The following is a 17,298-nucleotide window of genomic DNA, read 5'->3' on the forward strand; positions in this document are numbered from 1 at the left end:
CGCTTTTCTCCCGGGCAGTCGAACGGCCATCCATGACGATTCGACACGACGGCCTACTCGTCGACTGGCTCGGGTACGCGACCACGCGCATCGAGGCCCCGGACGGAACCGTAGTCTACCTCGACCCCGGACGGTACGGTGTGCTCTCCGGGGAGTGGGAACCGCCGGGTGGCCAGGACCTTCCACATCCCAAACCGCAGGACGAGTACCCGAAGGACGGCGACGTGGTCTGTATCACCCACGACCATCACTACGATTCCGACGCCGTCACGCGAGTCGCCGACAGCGACGCGAAACTGGTCGTCTACGAGGCGGTCGACGCCAGCAACATCGACCGGGACGTCGAACCGGTCGAGGAGCTGCCGTACGAGGTGGTCCGTGTGGACGACGAGGCACACGTGAGTGCGGCCGGGGTAGATGTCTGGTCGGTCCCGGCGTACAACGAGTCGGATGGCCCCCACGCGAAGCCGGACGGGAGCGTCCCACATCCGGAAGGGTTCGGGTGTGGGTTCAAGCTCGCCATCGGCGGAACCTCGGTGTTCTGGCCGGGTGACTCCGACGCGCTGGACGGGTTCGCCGAACTGGACGTGTCGCTGTTCCTCGCGAACATCGGCGGGACGGTCGTCTCCGACCGCCACGAGGCCGCGGACCTGGCCGAGGCGATGGACCCCGACCTGGTCCTGCCGGTCCACTACAACACCATCGACATCCTCACCACGGATTCGGGCGAGTTCGCAAAAGACGTGGCACGCCGGGGTGTCCCGGTCGTGCTGGACGAACGGTAGGTCGGTCGCTCAGTTCTTCTCGTAGCTGACGAGCTTCATCTCCATCGAGAGGCTCCCGTCCTCGTTGTAGTACGCGGTGTAGGGTGCGAGACCGAGTTGCGGGGCGAAACAGCCCTCGTGGAGGACCTGCTGGTCGACCGTCATCTCGGACGTGTAGCACTCGACGTTCGCGTAGGTGTTGGTGCCGGTGACCGCGAAGCTCGCCGAGCCGTCCTGGGTGGTGTAGGACCACTTGGTGCCCTCGCTGAGGTCCTGTCCGGCGTACCAGGTGGCGGGGGTGAACATCGTCGTCACGAGGAGGATGCCCGCCGGGTTGGTGTAGAGCTGGCTCTGGACGGTCTCCTTGGTGCCGGTGATCGTCGAGTCGAATCGCTCGCCGGCAACGTCGTACACCATCCGGACGGTGACCGTGTCGCCGTCGACGCTCTGGACGTCCCAGATGAGCTCGCCCTCGCCTTCGCCTTCCATGTAGACGTCGTAGGTGTAGGTGGCCGGTTCGTCGAAGTCGAACACGGTCCATTCGCCGGGCTGGAGCGACGAGCTGTCACCGCTGCCGGTGTCGCCATCCCCGGCATCGCCGTCGCCGGAGCCGCCGGCCCCATCGCCCGCATCGCCGGGACTCTGGGTGTCTGTTGGGTCTGCATCACCGCCTGTGCCGCCGGAGAGACAGCCTGCAGTCACCATACACAACGACAGTGCTATCGCCAGAACGAGTCGTCTATTCATGCAAGTGATACGACTTCATTTACTATAAGATTACGTATGGGTTACCTCGACACGCCGCACGTGGAGCGTTTCTGTTAGGTCCGTCGCTGACCCGGAACGGGAGTCAGTCCACGATAGCCCATTCTTTCGACAATACCGGGGCCAAAACGATTTACCCCGCTGGTCACTATGTTGACGTATGGACTCCGGCAGTCCCCGCGACGACGGCACGGCAGCGCCGCCGTTCTGTTCCCGGTGCGGGTCTCGCCTCGGGGCGGACGCACGGTTCTGCCCCCAGTGTGGCACACGCGTGCCAGCCCTCGACGAACACGAGACGGGTCGCGCCACCACCTCCCGGGAGGCCGATGGTACCTCCCGAGCGCACGCTGACCAGTCCCGACAAGACGACACTCGGGGACGAGACCGACGACCCCGTGACCGGCGAGAGCAAGCGGACTCGGCGAACCAGCGACGAGACCCGCCGGACAGCCGGTACAGACGCGGTGCCGACCGGACGCTTCGCGAGCGCGTCGACGCCCGGCTCATCGAGGGCTGGGAGATCGAGGAGGATCTCGGCGATCGGGTTGTGCTCGTCGACCGGTCATACGGGAGCGCCGGGATGCACGTCCTCGTCGCCCTGACGACCATCTGGTGGACGTCGGGCCTCGGTAACGCCGCCTACGCCGCCTACAAGTACTACGCCGACGCCGAACGACTCGTGCTGACCCGTCGGGACGGCCCGGAGGGGACGGTCGTAACCGAGTCACACGAGGGGTCGCGCTCGAAGGGGACAGCAGCCGTGGTCGCTGGGCTCATCCTCGGCTTCCTCGGCCTCATGCTGTTCTTGCCCCTGCTGTTCGGGCTGGCGCTGGTGTTCGAGGAGGTGGCGCTGGTGGTGCTCGTCGGCGCGATGCTCATCGGCGGCGCGGTCGCCGCGTCCAGGGCGGCCAGCTCGGAGCACTCGTTTACCGACTTCGGCCGGACGAAGGACGTGACAGAGCGCGTCGTCTACGACCCCGACCTGCCCTGTACCGCGTGCCTCTCGCCTATCGAGGCCGGTGTCGAGCGACGCTACAGCGACCAGTTCCTCGTGTTGGGTGTCCCCGTCAAGACCTACGAGACGGGGACGAACCACTACTGTCGGTCCTGTGCTGACGGGGAGACCGACACGGAGATTCCGCAAGAGGAGACGGCGGCGGACTCGGCGGACGAAGACGCTGCGACCGCACCGTCCGACGACGGCGGCTTCGAGTTCGAACACGACTTCTGACTGGCGAATGCTGTTGCTCGCAGCCGCCGCGAACGGTAGGTAGCTGAGAACGACGGGTGCCCGAGAACAACGGATGGCCGAAAACGACGGCTGCCAGAGAACGACAGGTTACCGAAACTGGCCTGTGGCCCGGGACCGCCCTCAGATGATTCCCATCTCGTCCAGCCGCTCTGGCAGGTAGGTGTCGGTCACGAAGTCGAGACCGCGAGCGGCGAGTGCCTGCTGTTCTGCCTTCTTCCCGATGTCGAGCTGGAGCTCGATCTGCTCGGTCCAGAAGTCGGACTGGAAGCGCGGGTCGTCCAGCTCTGACTCCAGGGCGTTGATGTCCGAGTCCGAGAGCGGGTCCGTCGGCAGGTCGTACTCGACGATGTCCTGTGGGCGGATGCCGACGTAGCGGGCCTCCGGCGTCGCGAGGTACTCCGAGAGGTGTGCGGACTTGATGGAGCCGTAGGCGACCGACCCGAAGATGCGGTACGACCACGGGTCACCGTCAGTGAACACCACGACCGGGAGGTCGAGTTCGTCGTGGAGTCGTTTGGTGATGCGGCGGGTCGCTCGGGCGGGCTGACCCTTGAGGTGGACGACGAGGGCGTTGTAGTCCTCGTCGAACCCGTTCTCGACGAGCCGGTCGCGCATACCACCGGTCTCGACGCACATGACGAAGTCGATGTCGTGGTCGAGGAACTCGACCGTGTCGGGGTTGTTCGGAATCTGGTAGCCGCCCTCGCCGACGTCCTTCTGGCAGTGGATCTCGCGTTCGCCGCGGCGGGTCTGCTCGCGAATCTTCAGCGGGCCGATCAGTGTCGCACCCGACTCCTCCGGGCGCATGTGGAAGTCCTCGCGCTTGACCTCGCTGACGATCTCTAGGTCCTCGACGAGCTTGTTCGACTCGTCCTGCCCGTTGAACTGCGCCTCCTCGTTGTCCCAGGACTCGGAGAGGTAGTACAGCTCACGCAGGGTGGACGAGCGGTCCTCGTCGAGCTGCTGGGCGAGGAAGTCGATGGTGTAGACGGCCTTCAGGAGCTTTCGCGCGCCCCGGACCGAGTTGGCCGAGCGCGAGGAGGTCCGGTCGCCGTACACCCAGACGTTCTTGTCCTCGTCGTAGATGATGTTGGACTTCGTCCGGGTCGGGAGGGTCATCGTGGGAATCTGGCCTCCCTCGAACTGGTCGTAGAACTCTGCGGCGAGGTCGATGAGTTTCTGCCGTGCTTGGGCGTCTGTGTCGGTGCTCATTGGTTGACGGTGAGTTTGGCTGCCTCGACCTCGCTCACGCTGAGGTCGAACGATGCGTCTGCCGGGACGGTGTACTCGAGGACGGCCTCGTCACCGCTGGACACGTCCGGTGTCCACTTGATGAACCACTCGCCCTCCATCTCGACGACGGTCGCGCCGTCTGTGACGTCCTGTGGCTCGGCGTCGACGATGTCGGTCACGTCGGGCGACTCGTTCGTGTTCGAGTGGTTCTCGACGACGAGTTTGACCGTCTGGGTGTCGCCGTCGACTGTGGTCTCGCGGTCGACGAGCACGTTGTTCATGATACGCGCCATCGCGTCGTCGATGTTCGGCTGGGGGCGGCCCGTGACGTGGGCGACCTTCTCCGCCATCTGCGGGAGAATCTCCGCGAGGACGTTCTGCTTCTTCTGGCGCTTGCGCATCGAGCGCTGCTTCTTCAGGTAGGACTTGAGTTCGCGTGCGGCCTCGCGGATGGCGAGTTCGATCTCGTCCTGGATGACCTCGACCGAGGCGACCGCGTCCTTCGATTCGCTGGTGAAGGGGACGTTGGTCGAGGCGACGTGGACCATGATGACGACCGGGCCGTTCGGGATGCCCGAGCCGCCGGGCTGGTCGAGGTTGTAGTTACGCCAGCCGATGCCCTTGACGACCTCGGTGATGCCACAGCCGCCGCGTTTGTAGACGAGCGGGACGCGGTTGGCGAACCGGAGCAGGTCGGCCTGCCCCTCGGCCTGCAACTCGCCGCCGTAGGCGATGCCGGCCTCGGCGATGAACGGGTCGCCGGCGTGGACCTCGGCGTCGCGCGAGGCGGAGGCGTAGAACTCGGCGTCGTACACCTTCTTCAGGCCTGCTTCCACGAGTTCTGACGTGATGGGCGAGAGGCACGAGGTCGGCGGTGCCATGATGTCGGTGACGCGCATGGCCGCCACGAGGTCGCTCGTCCCGTCGCGGTCTTCCGCGAGGTCCTTGACGTTCGGCGGGTCGTCCGGGACGGTGACCATTCCGTCCCAGACCGCGTCGACCACGTTCTCGCGGGCGGTGTCGCCGAAGGTCGCGTCCTCACGCTCTTCGGTCATGTCGGCGGCGCGGTCGACGTAGTCCCGCAGCTGTTTGCGGGTGAGGCGGTTCCGGTAGTCGGCGTCCCCCTCGGGGACGAACTTGGCGGCGAGCCGGTCGGCGAACGCGACGACGACCGCGTCGTCCTTCTGGACGCTGGTCGCGTCGTCAGCATATGCACGAATGTCGTCGAGGAGCCGGTCCGGTTCCTCGTCGAGTCCGTAGCCGGTGATGGTGCGCCAGACCGCCTCGACGACGTTCTCCTGGACGGTGTCGCCGAAGGTCGTACCGAGGTCGTCGTCGCCCGCAGCGTTCGTAACAGCCGTGGCGACCTGGTGATGGGCGACGCGCCCGTCGCTGGCGGCGTCGTGGAGTCCGGAGACGACCGCCTCCGCGAACGTCGCCTTCGCGTCGGACGGCTTGTTGTTCACGGCGTCGTCGATGGCCTGCTGGAGGGCGTCGTCGTCCGGGAGCGACCACGCCATCTCGCGGCCGTAGTAGCGGTCGCGGAACTCGTCGATGATGTTGTCGGAGGTCTTGCGCCCGACGCGGGTGAACTCCGACTGCAGGAAGCCCGAAACGGAGTGGGAGTCACTCGCCTTCAGCATCTTCAGGACGTTCCCGAGTTCGACCCCGTGGGGGTGCGGGCGAATCTCCTCGGTCTCCTTCGGGAGTTCGTCGGTCGCGCGCTCGTACTTGAAGTGCTCCTGCGGTTCCTTGAGCTCGATGCGGGCGTGCGGGTTGACGACCGCGGTGTGCTGGATGTAGTCGTGGAGCTGCTGGCGCGCCCGCATGTTCGCCTCCATCTCCAGCTCGATACGGGTCCCGTGGGGGCGGTCCCACGAGGTGGTCTTCTCCTCGCGAATCTCGGGTTCGTTGGTGTCCGTATCGATGATGAGCTCGTAGTAGTTCGCCTCGGCAGCGCCCTCCGTTCTGGAGGTGATCTTGGCGGGTTTCCCGCTGGTCAGCTGCGAGTAGAGGACGGCCGCGGAGATACCGATACCCTGCTGCCCGCGTGACTGCTCGCGCGCGTGGAAGCGACTCCCGTACAGCAGTTTTCCGAAGACCTTCGGGAGCGATTCCTTGGTGATGCCCGGCCCGTTGTCTTCGACGATGAGACGGTAGTAGTCGTCCGCCTCCTGGATCTCGACGTAGACGTCGGGGAGAATCTTGGCTTCTTCGGCGGCGTCGAGGGCGTTGTCTACGGCTTCCTTGACCGCAGTGACCAGCCCTCGGGCTCCGCTGTTGAAGCCGAGCATCTGCTTGTTCTTCTCGAAGAACTCGGCGATGGAGATGGCCCGTTGGCTCTCGGCCAACTCCTCGGCGATGCCTGCTTCCTCGCCGAGTGTCGACTGGAAGGACGTCATTCTGTGGCGCAACGTTTCGCCCGCGGGGTTAAAAGCCGTGTGCAAGCAGGGTGGAAGTGAAGCACCCCGGCCAGTAACGTGATATATGTCCGTCCTGTATCGACGTGTCAAGAGATGCCACTACTCGGACCCACCGGTACCGATTACACGTTCGTCGTCGTCGCCGTCGCGCTCGCGGCCCTGCTGGTCTCGACGGCGACGCTTCTGACGCTCCGGAACAGCCCGTGGTCCGTCGACGAGACACCGCTGTGGTTCCTCGCCGGCATCGCGTTCTCGGCGGTCAACGCCGTCTTGCTCGCCGCGCTCGCGCTCTACACGATGACGACCGGGCACGAGGCCTCGACGCTGATGCTGCTCGGCGCGTTCGGCGTGTTCTTCGCCGTCGTCGGCGGCTACCAGCAGACCCGGACCGAGCTGCTCGGCACGTACGACATCGAAGATATCTGAACACGTCTCTTTCTCCGCCGGTCGACACCCGAACGAGGACCGGCTGGGCTGTCGTCGCTGCCCCGTGGTCACCGCGCCATCACTGAATCTCGGTTCACGCGCGCGAGCGCACACGTGACTTTTATAACCCGTGGCAGTGTAGGCGAGAACAGGTTTTCATGTCCGACGAAAATGAATACAGCGCCGGTCAAATCCAGGTCCTCGAAGGCCTGGAGGCTGTCCGCAAACGCCCGGCGATGTATATCGGTTCTACTGACTCTCGGGGCCTTCACCACCTCGTCTACGAGGTGGTCGACAACTCCATCGACGAGGCCCTCGCCGGCTACTGTGACGACATCACCGTCACGGTGCACGAGGACAACTCCATCAGCGTCTCTGACGACGGACGCGGTATCCCCGTCGACACACACGCTGAGTACGACAAACCCGCCGTCGAGGTCATCATGACCGTCCTCCACGCCGGTGGGAAGTTCGACAACAAGTCCTACCAGGTCTCTGGTGGCCTCCACGGCGTCGGTGTGAGCGTCGTGAACGCGCTCTCCGAGCGTCTGGAGGTCGAGGTGACCCGTGACGGCGCGGTCTGGAGACAGGCCTTCGAACGCGGTGTCCCGCAGGGCGAACTCGAACGGGTCCGCGACATGGAGCCGGACGAGGAGAACGGGACGTCGATCCACTTCTGGCCCGACCAGGACATCTTCGAGCAGGACGACTACTCCTACACCACGCTCGCGAACCGCCTGCGCGAACTCGCGTTCCTCAACTCCGGCGTGAACATCTCGCTCGTCGACGAGCGCGACGGCAAGTCCGAGACGTTCCACTACGAGGGTGGTATCCGTGCCTTCGTCCGCTACCTGAACGAGACGAAGACGGCGCTCCACGACGACGTCATCTACTTCGAGGACGAGGAGCAGAACATCCAGGTCGAGGTGGCCATGCAGGCCACCGACGAACTCCAGGGCTCCATCCACGCCTTCGCCAACAACATCAACACGCGCGAGGGCGGCTCGCACCTCACCGGGTTCAAGACGGCCCTGACACGCGTCGTCAACGACTACGCGACCAACAACGGCCTGCTGAAGGACCTCGACGACACCCTCAAGGGCGACGACATCCGCGAGGGCCTCACCGCGGTCATCTCGGTGAAACACCCGGACCCGCAGTTCGAGGGCCAGACGAAGACGAAGCTGGGGAACAGCGAGGTTCGTGGTATCGTCGAGAGCGCGATGCACGAGAACCTCGGCACCTACTTCGAGGAGAACCCGAACACGGCCACCGCCATCGTCTCGAAGGCGGTCGAGGCCGCGAAGGCCCGCAAGGCCGCGAAGAAGGCCGAGGAGCTGACGCGCCGGAAGTCGGCGCTGGAGTCCACGAGCCTCCCCGGCAAGCTCGCGGACTGCCAGACCCGCGACCCCGACGAGGCCGAGCTGTTCATCGTGGAGGGTGACTCCGCGGGCGGGAGCGCGAAGCAGGCTCGCGCACCCGAGTTCCAGGCGGTCCTGCCCATCCGTGGGAAGGTGCTCAACGTCGAGAAGCACCGCCTCGACCGCATCCTCGAGAACGAGCAAATCCGCAACCTCATCACCGCCATCGGCACCGGCATCGGTGACGAGTTCGACATCGAGGACGCCCGCTACAAGAAAATCATCATGGCGACCGACGCCGACGTCGACGGGGCGCACATCCGGACGCTCCTGCTGACGTTCCTCTACCGGCACATGCGCCCGCTGCTCGAGGCCGGCTACGTCTACGCGACGAAGCCGCCGCTCTACCGCATCCGCTACAACGGGAAGACGTACGACGTGATGAACGAGAAAGAGCGCGAGCAGGTGGTCGAGGAGAAGTGCAACGGGAACCCGACGCAGGTCCAGCGGTTCAAGGGCCTCGGCGAGATGAACCCCGAGCAGCTCTGGTCCACCACCATGGACCCCGACCGACGCGTCCTCAAGCAGATCAACATCGAGGACGCAGCCGCAGCGGACAAGATGTTCTCCGTGCTGATGGGCGACGCCGTCGGCCCGCGAAAGGAGTTCATCAAGGAACACGCCCCCGAAGCCAACTGGGTCGACATATAGATGAGTTCAGAAGCCCCCGAATCCCCCGACGTTCCAGCAGACCGAATCGAACACGTCCGCATCGAGGACGAGATGGAGCAGAGCTACATCGACTACGCGATGTCCGTCATCGTCGGGCGTGCCCTGCCCGACGTTCGTGACGGCCTCAAGCCCGTCCACCGCCGCATCCTCTACGCGATGCACGACATGGGCGTCACGAGTCGGTCGAGCCACCGGAAGAGTTCGTCCATCGTCGGCGAGACGATGGGTGACTACCACCCCCACGGCGACCAGGCCATCTACGACACCCTCGTGGGCATGGCCCAGGACTTCTCCATGCGCTACCCGCTGGTCGACGGCCAGGGGAACTTCGGCAGCATGGACGGCGACCCGGCCGCAGCCATGCGGTACACGGAGGCCCGGATGGCACCCATCGCCGAGACGCTCATGGAGGACATCGAGAAGGACACGGTCGACTTCTCCTCGAACTACGACGACCGCCTCGAGGAGCCCGACGTGCTCCCGGCGTCCTTCCCGAACCTCCTCGTCAACGGCAGCACGGGTATCGCGGTCGGGATGTCCACGAACATCCCGCCGCACAACCTCGGCGAGATCATCGACGCGACCATCGAGGTCATCGACAACCCCGGAGCCGACGTGAACGACCTGATGGAGCACGTCAAGGGCCCGGACTTCCCGACCGGCGCGAACATCGTCGGCCGCAACGCCGTCCGCAAGGCGTACGCGACCGGCCGCGGCCGCATCCGCATCCGCGCCGAGTTCGAGGTCGAGGACTGGAAGAAGGACCGGAAACGCATCGTCATCACCGAACTGCCCTACCAGGAGAACAAGGCCCGCCTCGTCGAGCGCATCGCCGACAACGTCAACGAAGGCAAGATAGAGGGCATCTCGGACCTGCGCGACGAGTCCGACCGTGACGGCGTCCGCGTCGCCATCGACCTCAAGCGCGGTGCGAACGTCGAGGTCGTCAAGAACCAGCTCATCGAGCACCACCTCGAGAAGACGTTCGGTGTCATCAACCTCTCGCTGGTCGACGGCCAGCCGAAGGTGCTCTCGCTGAAGGAGACGCTCGAGCACTACATCGACCACCGCAAGGAGGTCGTCCGCCGGCGCTCGCAGTACGACCTCCAGCAGGCCGAGGACCGCGCACACATCCTCGAAGGCCGGCTGAAGGCGCTCGACCACATCGACGACGTGGTCGAACTCATCCGGAACTCCGACGACCGCGACGCCGCGAAGACCGGGCTCGAGGAGACGTACGAGCTCTCCGAGGCGCAGTCAGAGCACATCGTCCGGATGCAACTCGGCTCGCTCACCAGCATGGAGCGCGCCGAGATCGAGGACGAGTACGAACAGGTCCAGGAGACCATCGAGTACCTCGAATCCGTCCTCGCCAGCGAGGAGAAGCTCCTCGACGTCATCAAGACGGAGCTCCGGCAGGTCAAAGACCAGTACGACGACGACCGCCGCACCTCCTTCGTCGCGGACACCGGCGAGGTCACGCACGAGGACCTCATCCCGGAGGAGGACGTGCTCGTCGTCTTCACCGAGGACGACTACGTCAAGCGCATGCCCGTCGACACGTTCGACGCCCAGCACCGCGGTGGGAAGGGCATCATCGGCGGCGACATCAAGGAGGGCGACCGGGTGTCGAAGGTGTTCCGCGCGAGCACCCACGACTACCTCCTCTGTTTCACCAACCACGGGCAGGTGTACCAGCTCAAGGGCTACCAGATTCCCGAGATGTCCCGCACCGCCCGCGGGAAGTCGGCCGTGAACATCATCGACCTCGACGACGGTGAAGAGATAACCGCCGTCGTGAACACGGACGACTTCGAGGAAGACGAGGCCATCACGATGGCCACCCGGAACGGCTACGTCAAGCGGACGAAGACCGAGGACTTCCAGAACATCCTCTCGACCGGTATCATCGCCGCCAAACTCGACGACGGCGACGAACTCGTCGACGTCGAGGTCACCGACGGCACGAAGGACCTGGTCATCGGCACCGAGCAGGGGATGACCATCCGGTTCGACGAGGACGAGGTCCGGACGATGGGTCGCAACACCCGCGGCGTCCGCGGCATCAAGCTCGACGAGGACGACCACATCGCCGGGCTCGTCGCCACCGACGAGGCCGACGAGCGCGCACTCCTGACCGTCACGAAGAACGGCTACGGGAAGCGCACGCTCCTGTCGAACTACCGCCGCCAGTCCCGCTACGGGAAGGGTCTCATCGACATCAAGACGAACGAACGCAACGGGACCGTCACGTCGGTGAAGGCCGTCAGCGAGGACGACCACGCGGTCGTTATGTCCGAACAGGGCCAGATCATGCGGACCCGCGTCTCGGACATCTCGCTCCAGGGCCGCAACACCATGGGCGTGACCGTGATGGACGTCGCTGCAGACGATGCGGTCGCGACCGTCGAGGTCGTCCCGACCGTCCCGGATGAACCGGACGAGGTCGACGAGGCCGAAGAGGCTGCCGCCGAGTAAGCTCTCACCGACCCCATCCTTCCGTTCTCCGTACTCGAATAGTCGCTCATTAGCTATGGGCCTCGCGTGCATCCCTCTGGCTACTCGACCATCACGTCGACGACCACCAATGCCGACACTCAGCCCCACAGCCCTGACGATTCGAGAGAAGCGCGAACACGCGTGTGCCCTGTTCGAGAGTCGCTGGCAGACGGGCCAGTTCGACCCGGACCTCGTCACGGCGGACTACCAGGCCTGCGGACTCACCACGGACCCGGTCGACGCCGCCGGTGAGGCCGCAGCGGTCGCCTCCGTCCACGAAGCGTTCCCCGACCTCCGGACGACGGTCCGTGCGGTGGTCTGCGAGGGTGACTTCGTGGCCGTCCACTTCGAGGTGACTGGGACACACGAGGGCCCCATCGCGGGCGTCGCTCCGACGGACGACACGCTCCGGACCGAGGGGATGGTTCTCTACGCCTTCGAGGACGGTCTCATAGCCGAGTCGCGGACGTTCCTCGACCTGCCGAGCGTACTCGACGGACTGAGCGATACGAGGGTGTAGGACGAGCCCGTCACGGGTCACCGAGAAACGACGTTTCCGGCGCGTTCAGATGATGCGCTTGCCGAGCCCGCTGGCCGCCAGCTCGGTCGCCAGCTTCGCGGTCTGGTTCTGTTCGTCGAGCACCGGGTTCACCTCGACGAGTTCCAGCGAGCGGAGCACGTCGTGGTTCCGGTCGTACTCGGCGACGCGTTCGAGCGCGTAGTGCGCTTCGCGGTAGGTGACGCCGCCGTGGACCGGCGTCCCGACACCGGGTGCTTCGTTGGGGTCGAGCCAGTCGAGGTCCAGGCTGACGTGGATGCCGTCGACGCCCGCGGTCGCGATTTCCAGCGCTTGGTCGACGACCTCGGCGATGCCGTGTTCGTCGATGTCGGACATGGTGAACACCGTGCCCTCGCTGTCGCGGATGGCCTCTGCTTCGTCGCTGTCGATGTCGCGCAGGCCGACCCAGACCGTGTTCTCCTCGCTGAGGTTCGGCGAGTTCGCCCACTCCACACCCTCGAAGTCGCGGTAGCCCAGCGCCGCTGCCAGGGGCATCCCGTGGATGTTCCCACTCGGCGAGGTCTCGGGCGTGTTGTAGTCACCGTGGGCGTCGAACCAGATGGTGCCGATCTCCGCGTCGCGGGAGGCACCCTTCAGCGAGCCGATGGCGATGGAGTGGTCGCCACCGAGGGCGAGCGGGACGTAGCCGTCGTCGATGGACTCTGCAACTCGGTCGGCGAGGCGGGTACAGACATCCTCGACCTCGCGGACGAACTTCGCATCGCGGCCCTCCTCGTCCGGTTCCTCCGCCGCCGGGTCGCGCGTCTCCGCTGTCGGCACGAGGAGGTCACCGGTGTCGACACACTCGACGCCTGCCTTCTCCAGTTGCGCCGCCAGCCCGGCGTAGCGGATGGCCGAGGGTCCCATGTCGACGCCACGTCGGTTCGCTCCGTAGTCGGTCGGTGCACCGATGAGTCTCACCTTTCTGCTCATGTCCGTCGCTTGTCGTGGCGCACCTATCAACGAACCGGTTGGGACCGTGAGAGAGGGCGCGGGAACGGAGAGAGGTAGTCTGGTTGAAAAGAAAAACGCGCGCTGTACTTTCCCGCACTTACAAGTCACCGTCTCGCGTTACTCAGTCACATGAGCACGGACGCCTCGACCAGCTACGACGGCCTGGGGAACCTCCCGCTCCGGTTCGTCGTCTGGGTCCTCGCCGCCATCCTCCTCGGGCGACTGTTCCAGAACAACTCGCTGTACGACCTCCGACAGCTTCGTGCCGAACAGGTCCTCGTCCGGCTGGGGTCGTTCGCCGTCCTCGGTGCGTTCGTCTACTGGCTCGGGTTCCTGGCACGCCCGGACATCGCCGCCATCGTCATCGTCGCCTCTGCAGGGTTCATCGCGATGTGGATGCTCCCGTGGCTCATCGTTCGTATCATGGTGTACGCCACCGACAACGAGGAGTACGCCGACGCGCGGAAGTGGGAAGCGATAACCGCGGGCCGAAAGTTCGACTGAGTCGTTCGTTCAGTCCAGGTACGGCGCGCAGACGCGACGCATCCCTTCTTCGAAGCTGACCTGGGGCTCCCAGCCGGTCGCTTCGGTCATCTTCGTGTGGTCGGCCATCGTGTGCTGGACGAACACGTCCTCGTCGATGGGGTTCTCGACGTGTTCCGGCTCGATGTCCTTCCCCATGATGGTACACAGCGTCTCGACGATCTCGTTCGCGGAGTACTGCTCGCCGGTGCCGAGGTTGTAGATGCCGGTCAGTTCGTGGTCCGCGGCCGCTTCGAGCCCGCGGACGATGTCGTCGACGTAGGTGAGGTCGCGGGTGTGGGTCCCGTCACCGTAGATGACCGGCGGTTCGTCGTTCGCGAGCCAGTCGGCGAACTGGGCGACGATGTTGGCGAACTCGCCCTTGTGCTCCTCGGCACCGCCCTCGTAGCCCTGGTAGACGGAGAAGAAACGCATGCCGGCCATCGAGAGGCCGTGGTAGTTGTGGAAGTACTCGGCGTAGCGCTCGCGGGCGAGCTTGGAAGCCTCGTAGCCGGTGTTCGCGGCGACGTCCATGGACTCCGGCGACGGTTCGGTGCGGTTCCCGTAGATGGAGGAGGTCGAGGCGTAGACGACGGTGTCACAGCCGTCCTGCCGGCACTGCTCGACCGTGTTGGCGAAGCCTTCGACGTTGACACGAAGGCCGTTGAGGAGGTTCTCGCGGGAGTCCTCGTGCATCTTCAGCGAGGAGAGTGCCGCGAGATGGAAGAGAGCGTCGACGCCCTCGGTCGGGAGGTCGTCGTCGAGGACGCTCGCCTGGACGAACTCGACGCCGTCGTCGAGGTTCTCGGGCGTCCCGAGGTAACAGTCGTCGACGACGACCACGTCGTTCTCCTGTGCGAGATAGTTCGCGAGATTCGAACCGATGAAGCCTGCGCCACCTGTGACGAGGACGCGCTTGTCCTGCATGCGTCGGGGTCGTTCGGCGACGCTTGTATCACTATCGTTTACTGTCCTCACCCTGACGAACTGGACAGTCTGCCGAATCGGCCAGTATCCCACGCCTTTAAGGACGCTAATTACGAATGATTTTCCATGTCGTCAATCGAGCTGACCCCGAGCCAGAAAAACATCTTGCAGGCACTCATCAACCTCCATCGGAAAACCGAGGACGCCGTCAAGGGTGAGGACATCGCCAAGCGTGTCGACCGGAATCCGGGGACCATCCGCAACCAGATGCAGAGTCTGAAGGCCCTCCAGCTGGTTGAGGGCGTACCCGGCCCGAAGGGTGGGTACAAGCCGACCGCCGCCGCGTACGAAGCACTCGAGATACAGCAGATGGACGAGCCCGCGACCGTCCCGTTCTTCCACGAGGGCGAGGAGGTCGAGGACGCCATCGTCGAGGAGATCGACCTCTCGTCGGTCCACCACCCGGAACTCTGTCGTGCCGAGATTCACGTGCAGGGGTCAGTGCGTGACATCCACGAAGGGGACTCGGTCATCGTCGGTCCGACGCCGCTCTCGAAGCTCCGCATCGCCGGCACCGTCGACGGGAAGGACGACACCAACAACATCGTCATCCTTCGCATCGATGAGATGGAGGCACCGGCCGAAGAGCCGGCGCATTAGACTGCCAACAGTTCGCACACCCGCCGGGGTTTCAACACCTTTGTATCGGTCGGTTTCTGAGGTTGCCGTATGGCTACGAAGGTCGTCGTGCTCGGCGCGGGCTATGCCGGCGCAGGCACCATCAACGATTTACAGGAGAAGGTCGGCCCGAACGTCGAACTGACGTGGGTCGCCGACAAGGACTACCACCTCGTGCTGCACGAGTCCCATCGCTGCATCCGGGACCCGAACGTGCAGGACAAGATAACCATTCCCGTCGGCGAGATCGCCGACCCCGGGACCGAGTTCATCAAGGGCGAAGTGACGAACGTCGACGTCGACGAGCAGGTCGTCGAACTCGCCGACGACACCACCGTCGACTACGACTACGTCGTCGTCGCGATGGGCAGCCAGACTGCATACTACGGCATCCCCGGGATGGCCGAGCACTCGCTCACGCTCAAGAACCTCGACGACGCCCTCGAGATTCACGAACAGGTGAAAGCGGCCGCCGAGAACGCGACCCGAGACGACCGTGCGACCGTCGTCGTCGGTGGTGCCGGTCTCTCCGGCATCCAGTCCGCCGGTGAGATCGCGGAGTTCCGCGACAAGCACCGCGCCCCGATGGACATCTACCTCGTCGAAGCGCTCGAAGAGATCTTCCCGCCGGGCGACGCGGAGATCCAGGGCGCGCTCCGCAAGCGTCTCGAGGACGCCGACATCGAGATCCTCACGAACGACCCCATCACCGAGGCCGAGGAGGGTACCATCCACTTCGACGAGGGCGAGCCCCTCGACTACGACGTCTTCCTCTGGACCGGTGGCATCACCGGCCACGACTGCATGGACGAGGTCGACCTCGAGAACGAGCACAACCGCGTCAACGCGGACATGACCTTCCAGACCTCCGACGAGAACGTGTTCGCCATCGGCGACTCCGCCGTCATCGAGCAGCCCGGCGAGCGCCCCGCCCCGCCGACGGCCCAGGCCGCCTGGCAGGCAGCCGAAGTCGCCGCCGAGAACGTCGTCCGCGCCATCAACGGCCAGCGCCTCGAATCCTGGACCCACAACGACAAGGGGACCGTCGTCTCCATCGGCGACAAGGCGGTCGCCCACGACGTCGACATGCTCCCCATCTCGACGTTCGGTGGCTTCCCGGCCGAGACGCTGAAGAAGCTCATCGCCGCCCGCTGGATCGCGACGGTCACCTCCTGGAACCGCGCCCGGAAGTCCTGGGACGCGCTGTAGACCCGACGCCGTCTTTCTCCCCGTCTTCTTACCTCGACCAGCCAGCCGTGGCTCCCGGTGGGCAGTCAGCCCTCGCCGCCCACGTCCGGTTCGGCGGTCCCAGGCTCCCGCTCGACCGCGTTCACGACAGCACCGAGCAACAGGACGACCCCACAGAAGTAGAGCCAGGTGACCAGCAGCAGGACGCTCGCGATGAGGTTGCTATCGTCCCCGCTCAGGGAGGCATAGACCTGGAAGAGCACCTGGAGCAGCGTCCACCCGACGGCCGCGACGAGCGTCCCGGGCAAGACGTCACGTGGCTCGGTCTCGACGTCCGGGAACAGGTAGTACATCGGGAAGAACGCGACGACGAGCCCGCCGACCAGTACCAGAGGGACCACGAGCCCGATAAACGGGACGAACGAGAAGAACGCGACCACGCTGGTCGCCCCGACCATCGCGACGATTCCCAGCGTGAGCGTGGCGAGCATCAGCAGACTCTTCTTCAACTGGCCGACGAACGTCTCCTTCGCGGTCGTCTCGTAGACCGCCGAGAAGGCGGTATCGATGCCGCGGAACACCTTGATGGCACCCCAGACGAGCGTGAGCACCCCGATGACGGACGCGCCGACAGTGGAGCCCGCCCCGGCGCTGCGCTGTTGGTCTATCATCACCTCAATGATGCCGCCCACCGACGGGGAGACGCTACTAGTGGTGACCTCGACGATTCGCTCCTGGAGTTCGGGCGCGCCGAACACCGAGACCGCGAGGAAGACGAACAGGAGCAACGGGACGAGTGAGACGAAGGCGCTGTAGGCGATGCTGCCGGCGAGGAAGGTCACGTTCTTCTCGCCGAAGACGCGCTTGACCAGTTTCGCCCGTTCGACGACCGACTGGAGGTCCATACGTCACATATGGCGACCTGCGACCGTAATCGGCCCCCCTGACGGCGGGCCCCCACTTGAAGTACCAGAACGGACCGAAACCCGTCGTGTCCTGAACGCAGCCGCGCGGG

General features: G+C 65.1%; 15 protein-coding genes. 9 read left to right on the plus strand and 6 right to left on the minus strand.

Features of this window, described 5'->3' with window-relative positions; translation table 11 throughout:
• Positions 1 to 32 precede the first annotated feature (32 nt).
• A complete protein-coding gene (locus N6C22_RS14380) occupies positions 33 to 785 on the plus strand; it encodes an MBL fold metallo-hydrolase (RefSeq protein WP_261651811.1) in 753 nt (250 codons plus the stop codon).
• A 9-nt stretch (positions 786 to 794) separates the two neighbouring features.
• Here N6C22_RS14380 and N6C22_RS14385 read toward each other — a convergent pair whose 3' ends face one another.
• Positions 795 to 1,469 carry a hypothetical protein gene (locus N6C22_RS14385; protein ID WP_261651812.1) on the minus strand — a complete coding sequence of 225 codons (675 nt, stop codon included), beginning with the start codon at positions 1,467 to 1,469 and terminating at the stop codon, positions 795 to 797.
• A gap of 220 nt (positions 1,470 to 1,689) precedes the next feature.
• On the opposite strand from N6C22_RS14385, the gene N6C22_RS14390 reads away from it, so the two are divergent.
• Positions 1,690 to 2,760 carry a zinc ribbon domain-containing protein gene (locus tag N6C22_RS14390; RefSeq protein ID WP_261651813.1) on the plus strand — a complete coding sequence of 357 codons (1,071 nt, stop codon included), beginning with the start codon at positions 1,690 to 1,692 and terminating at the stop codon, positions 2,758 to 2,760.
• Between the two features lie 141 nt (positions 2,761 to 2,901).
• On the opposite strand, the gene N6C22_RS14395 is transcribed toward N6C22_RS14390, so the two are convergent.
• Together N6C22_RS14395 and N6C22_RS14400 are read right to left on the minus strand one after the other, a co-directional pair.
• Positions 2,902 to 3,993 (minus strand): DNA topoisomerase IV subunit A, encoded by a 1,092-nt coding sequence (locus N6C22_RS14395; RefSeq protein ID WP_261651814.1) that lies wholly within the window; start codon positions 3,991 to 3,993, stop codon positions 2,902 to 2,904.
• Positions 3,990 to 6,416: a DNA topoisomerase VI subunit B gene (locus N6C22_RS14400; protein WP_261651815.1), complete on the minus strand. Its 2,427-nt coding sequence runs from the start codon at positions 6,414 to 6,416 to the stop codon at positions 3,990 to 3,992. Before N6C22_RS14400 ends, N6C22_RS14395 begins: the two co-directional genes overlap by 4 nt.
• A gap of 114 nt (positions 6,417 to 6,530) precedes the next feature.
• Between N6C22_RS14400 and N6C22_RS14405 the strand changes: the two genes are divergently transcribed.
• The 4 genes from N6C22_RS14405 (at position 6,531) to N6C22_RS14420 (ending at position 11,975) form a co-directional block, all read left to right on the plus strand.
• Complete coding sequence (locus N6C22_RS14405; protein ID WP_261651816.1) at positions 6,531 to 6,863, plus strand: hypothetical protein; 333 nt, start codon at positions 6,531 to 6,533, stop codon at positions 6,861 to 6,863.
• A 158-nt stretch (positions 6,864 to 7,021) separates the two neighbouring features.
• Positions 7,022 to 8,935, plus strand: coding sequence for a DNA topoisomerase (ATP-hydrolyzing) subunit B (gene gyrB, locus N6C22_RS14410; protein ID WP_261651817.1), 1,914 nt, complete (start codon positions 7,022 to 7,024; stop codon positions 8,933 to 8,935).
• Positions 8,936 to 11,434, plus strand: a complete 2,499-nt coding sequence (gyrA, locus tag N6C22_RS14415) for a DNA gyrase subunit A (RefSeq protein WP_261651818.1) — start codon at positions 8,936 to 8,938, stop codon at positions 11,432 to 11,434.
• 109 nt (positions 11,435 to 11,543) lie between these two features.
• On the plus strand, positions 11,544 to 11,975 hold the full coding sequence (locus tag N6C22_RS14420) for an ester cyclase (RefSeq protein ID WP_261651819.1): 432 nt from the start codon (positions 11,544 to 11,546) through the stop codon (positions 11,973 to 11,975).
• A 45-nt stretch (positions 11,976 to 12,020) separates the two neighbouring features.
• Here N6C22_RS14420 and rocF read toward each other — a convergent pair whose 3' ends face one another.
• On the minus strand, positions 12,021 to 12,947 hold the full coding sequence (gene rocF, locus N6C22_RS14425) for an arginase (protein WP_261651820.1): 927 nt from the start codon (positions 12,945 to 12,947) through the stop codon (positions 12,021 to 12,023).
• Positions 12,948 to 13,097: 150 nt separating this feature from the next.
• On the opposite strand from rocF, the gene N6C22_RS14430 reads away from it, so the two are divergent.
• Positions 13,098 to 13,472 carry a hypothetical protein gene (locus N6C22_RS14430; protein ID WP_261651821.1) on the plus strand — a complete coding sequence of 125 codons (375 nt, stop codon included), beginning with the start codon at positions 13,098 to 13,100 and terminating at the stop codon, positions 13,470 to 13,472.
• A gap of 9 nt (positions 13,473 to 13,481) precedes the next feature.
• Here the strand turns inward: N6C22_RS14430 and N6C22_RS14435 are convergent, their stop codons facing one another.
• Positions 13,482 to 14,417 (minus strand): NAD-dependent epimerase/dehydratase family protein, encoded by a 936-nt coding sequence (locus N6C22_RS14435; protein WP_261651822.1) that lies wholly within the window; start codon positions 14,415 to 14,417, stop codon positions 13,482 to 13,484.
• 126 nt (positions 14,418 to 14,543) lie between these two features.
• On the opposite strand from N6C22_RS14435, the gene N6C22_RS14440 reads away from it, so the two are divergent.
• Together N6C22_RS14440 and N6C22_RS14445 are read left to right on the plus strand one after the other, a co-directional pair.
• On the plus strand, positions 14,544 to 15,077 hold the full coding sequence (locus N6C22_RS14440) for an Rrf2 family transcriptional regulator (RefSeq protein WP_261651823.1): 534 nt from the start codon (positions 14,544 to 14,546) through the stop codon (positions 15,075 to 15,077).
• A gap of 69 nt (positions 15,078 to 15,146) precedes the next feature.
• The gene (locus N6C22_RS14445; RefSeq protein WP_261651824.1) at positions 15,147 to 16,304 is read left to right on the plus strand and encodes an NAD(P)/FAD-dependent oxidoreductase; all 1,158 of its coding nucleotides are present in this window, start codon (positions 15,147 to 15,149) and stop codon (positions 16,302 to 16,304) included.
• Positions 16,305 to 16,369: 65 nt separating this feature from the next.
• Here the strand turns inward: N6C22_RS14445 and N6C22_RS14450 are convergent, their stop codons facing one another.
• The gene (locus tag N6C22_RS14450) at positions 16,370 to 17,188 is read right to left on the minus strand and encodes a YihY/virulence factor BrkB family protein (protein WP_261651825.1); all 819 of its coding nucleotides are present in this window, start codon (positions 17,186 to 17,188) and stop codon (positions 16,370 to 16,372) included.
• Between the last annotated feature and the right edge of the window lie 110 nt (positions 17,189 to 17,298).

This window comes from Haloarchaeobius sp. HME9146, from assembly GCF_025399835.1.
Classification (GTDB): Archaea; Halobacteriota; Halobacteria; order Halobacteriales; family Natrialbaceae; genus Haloarchaeobius.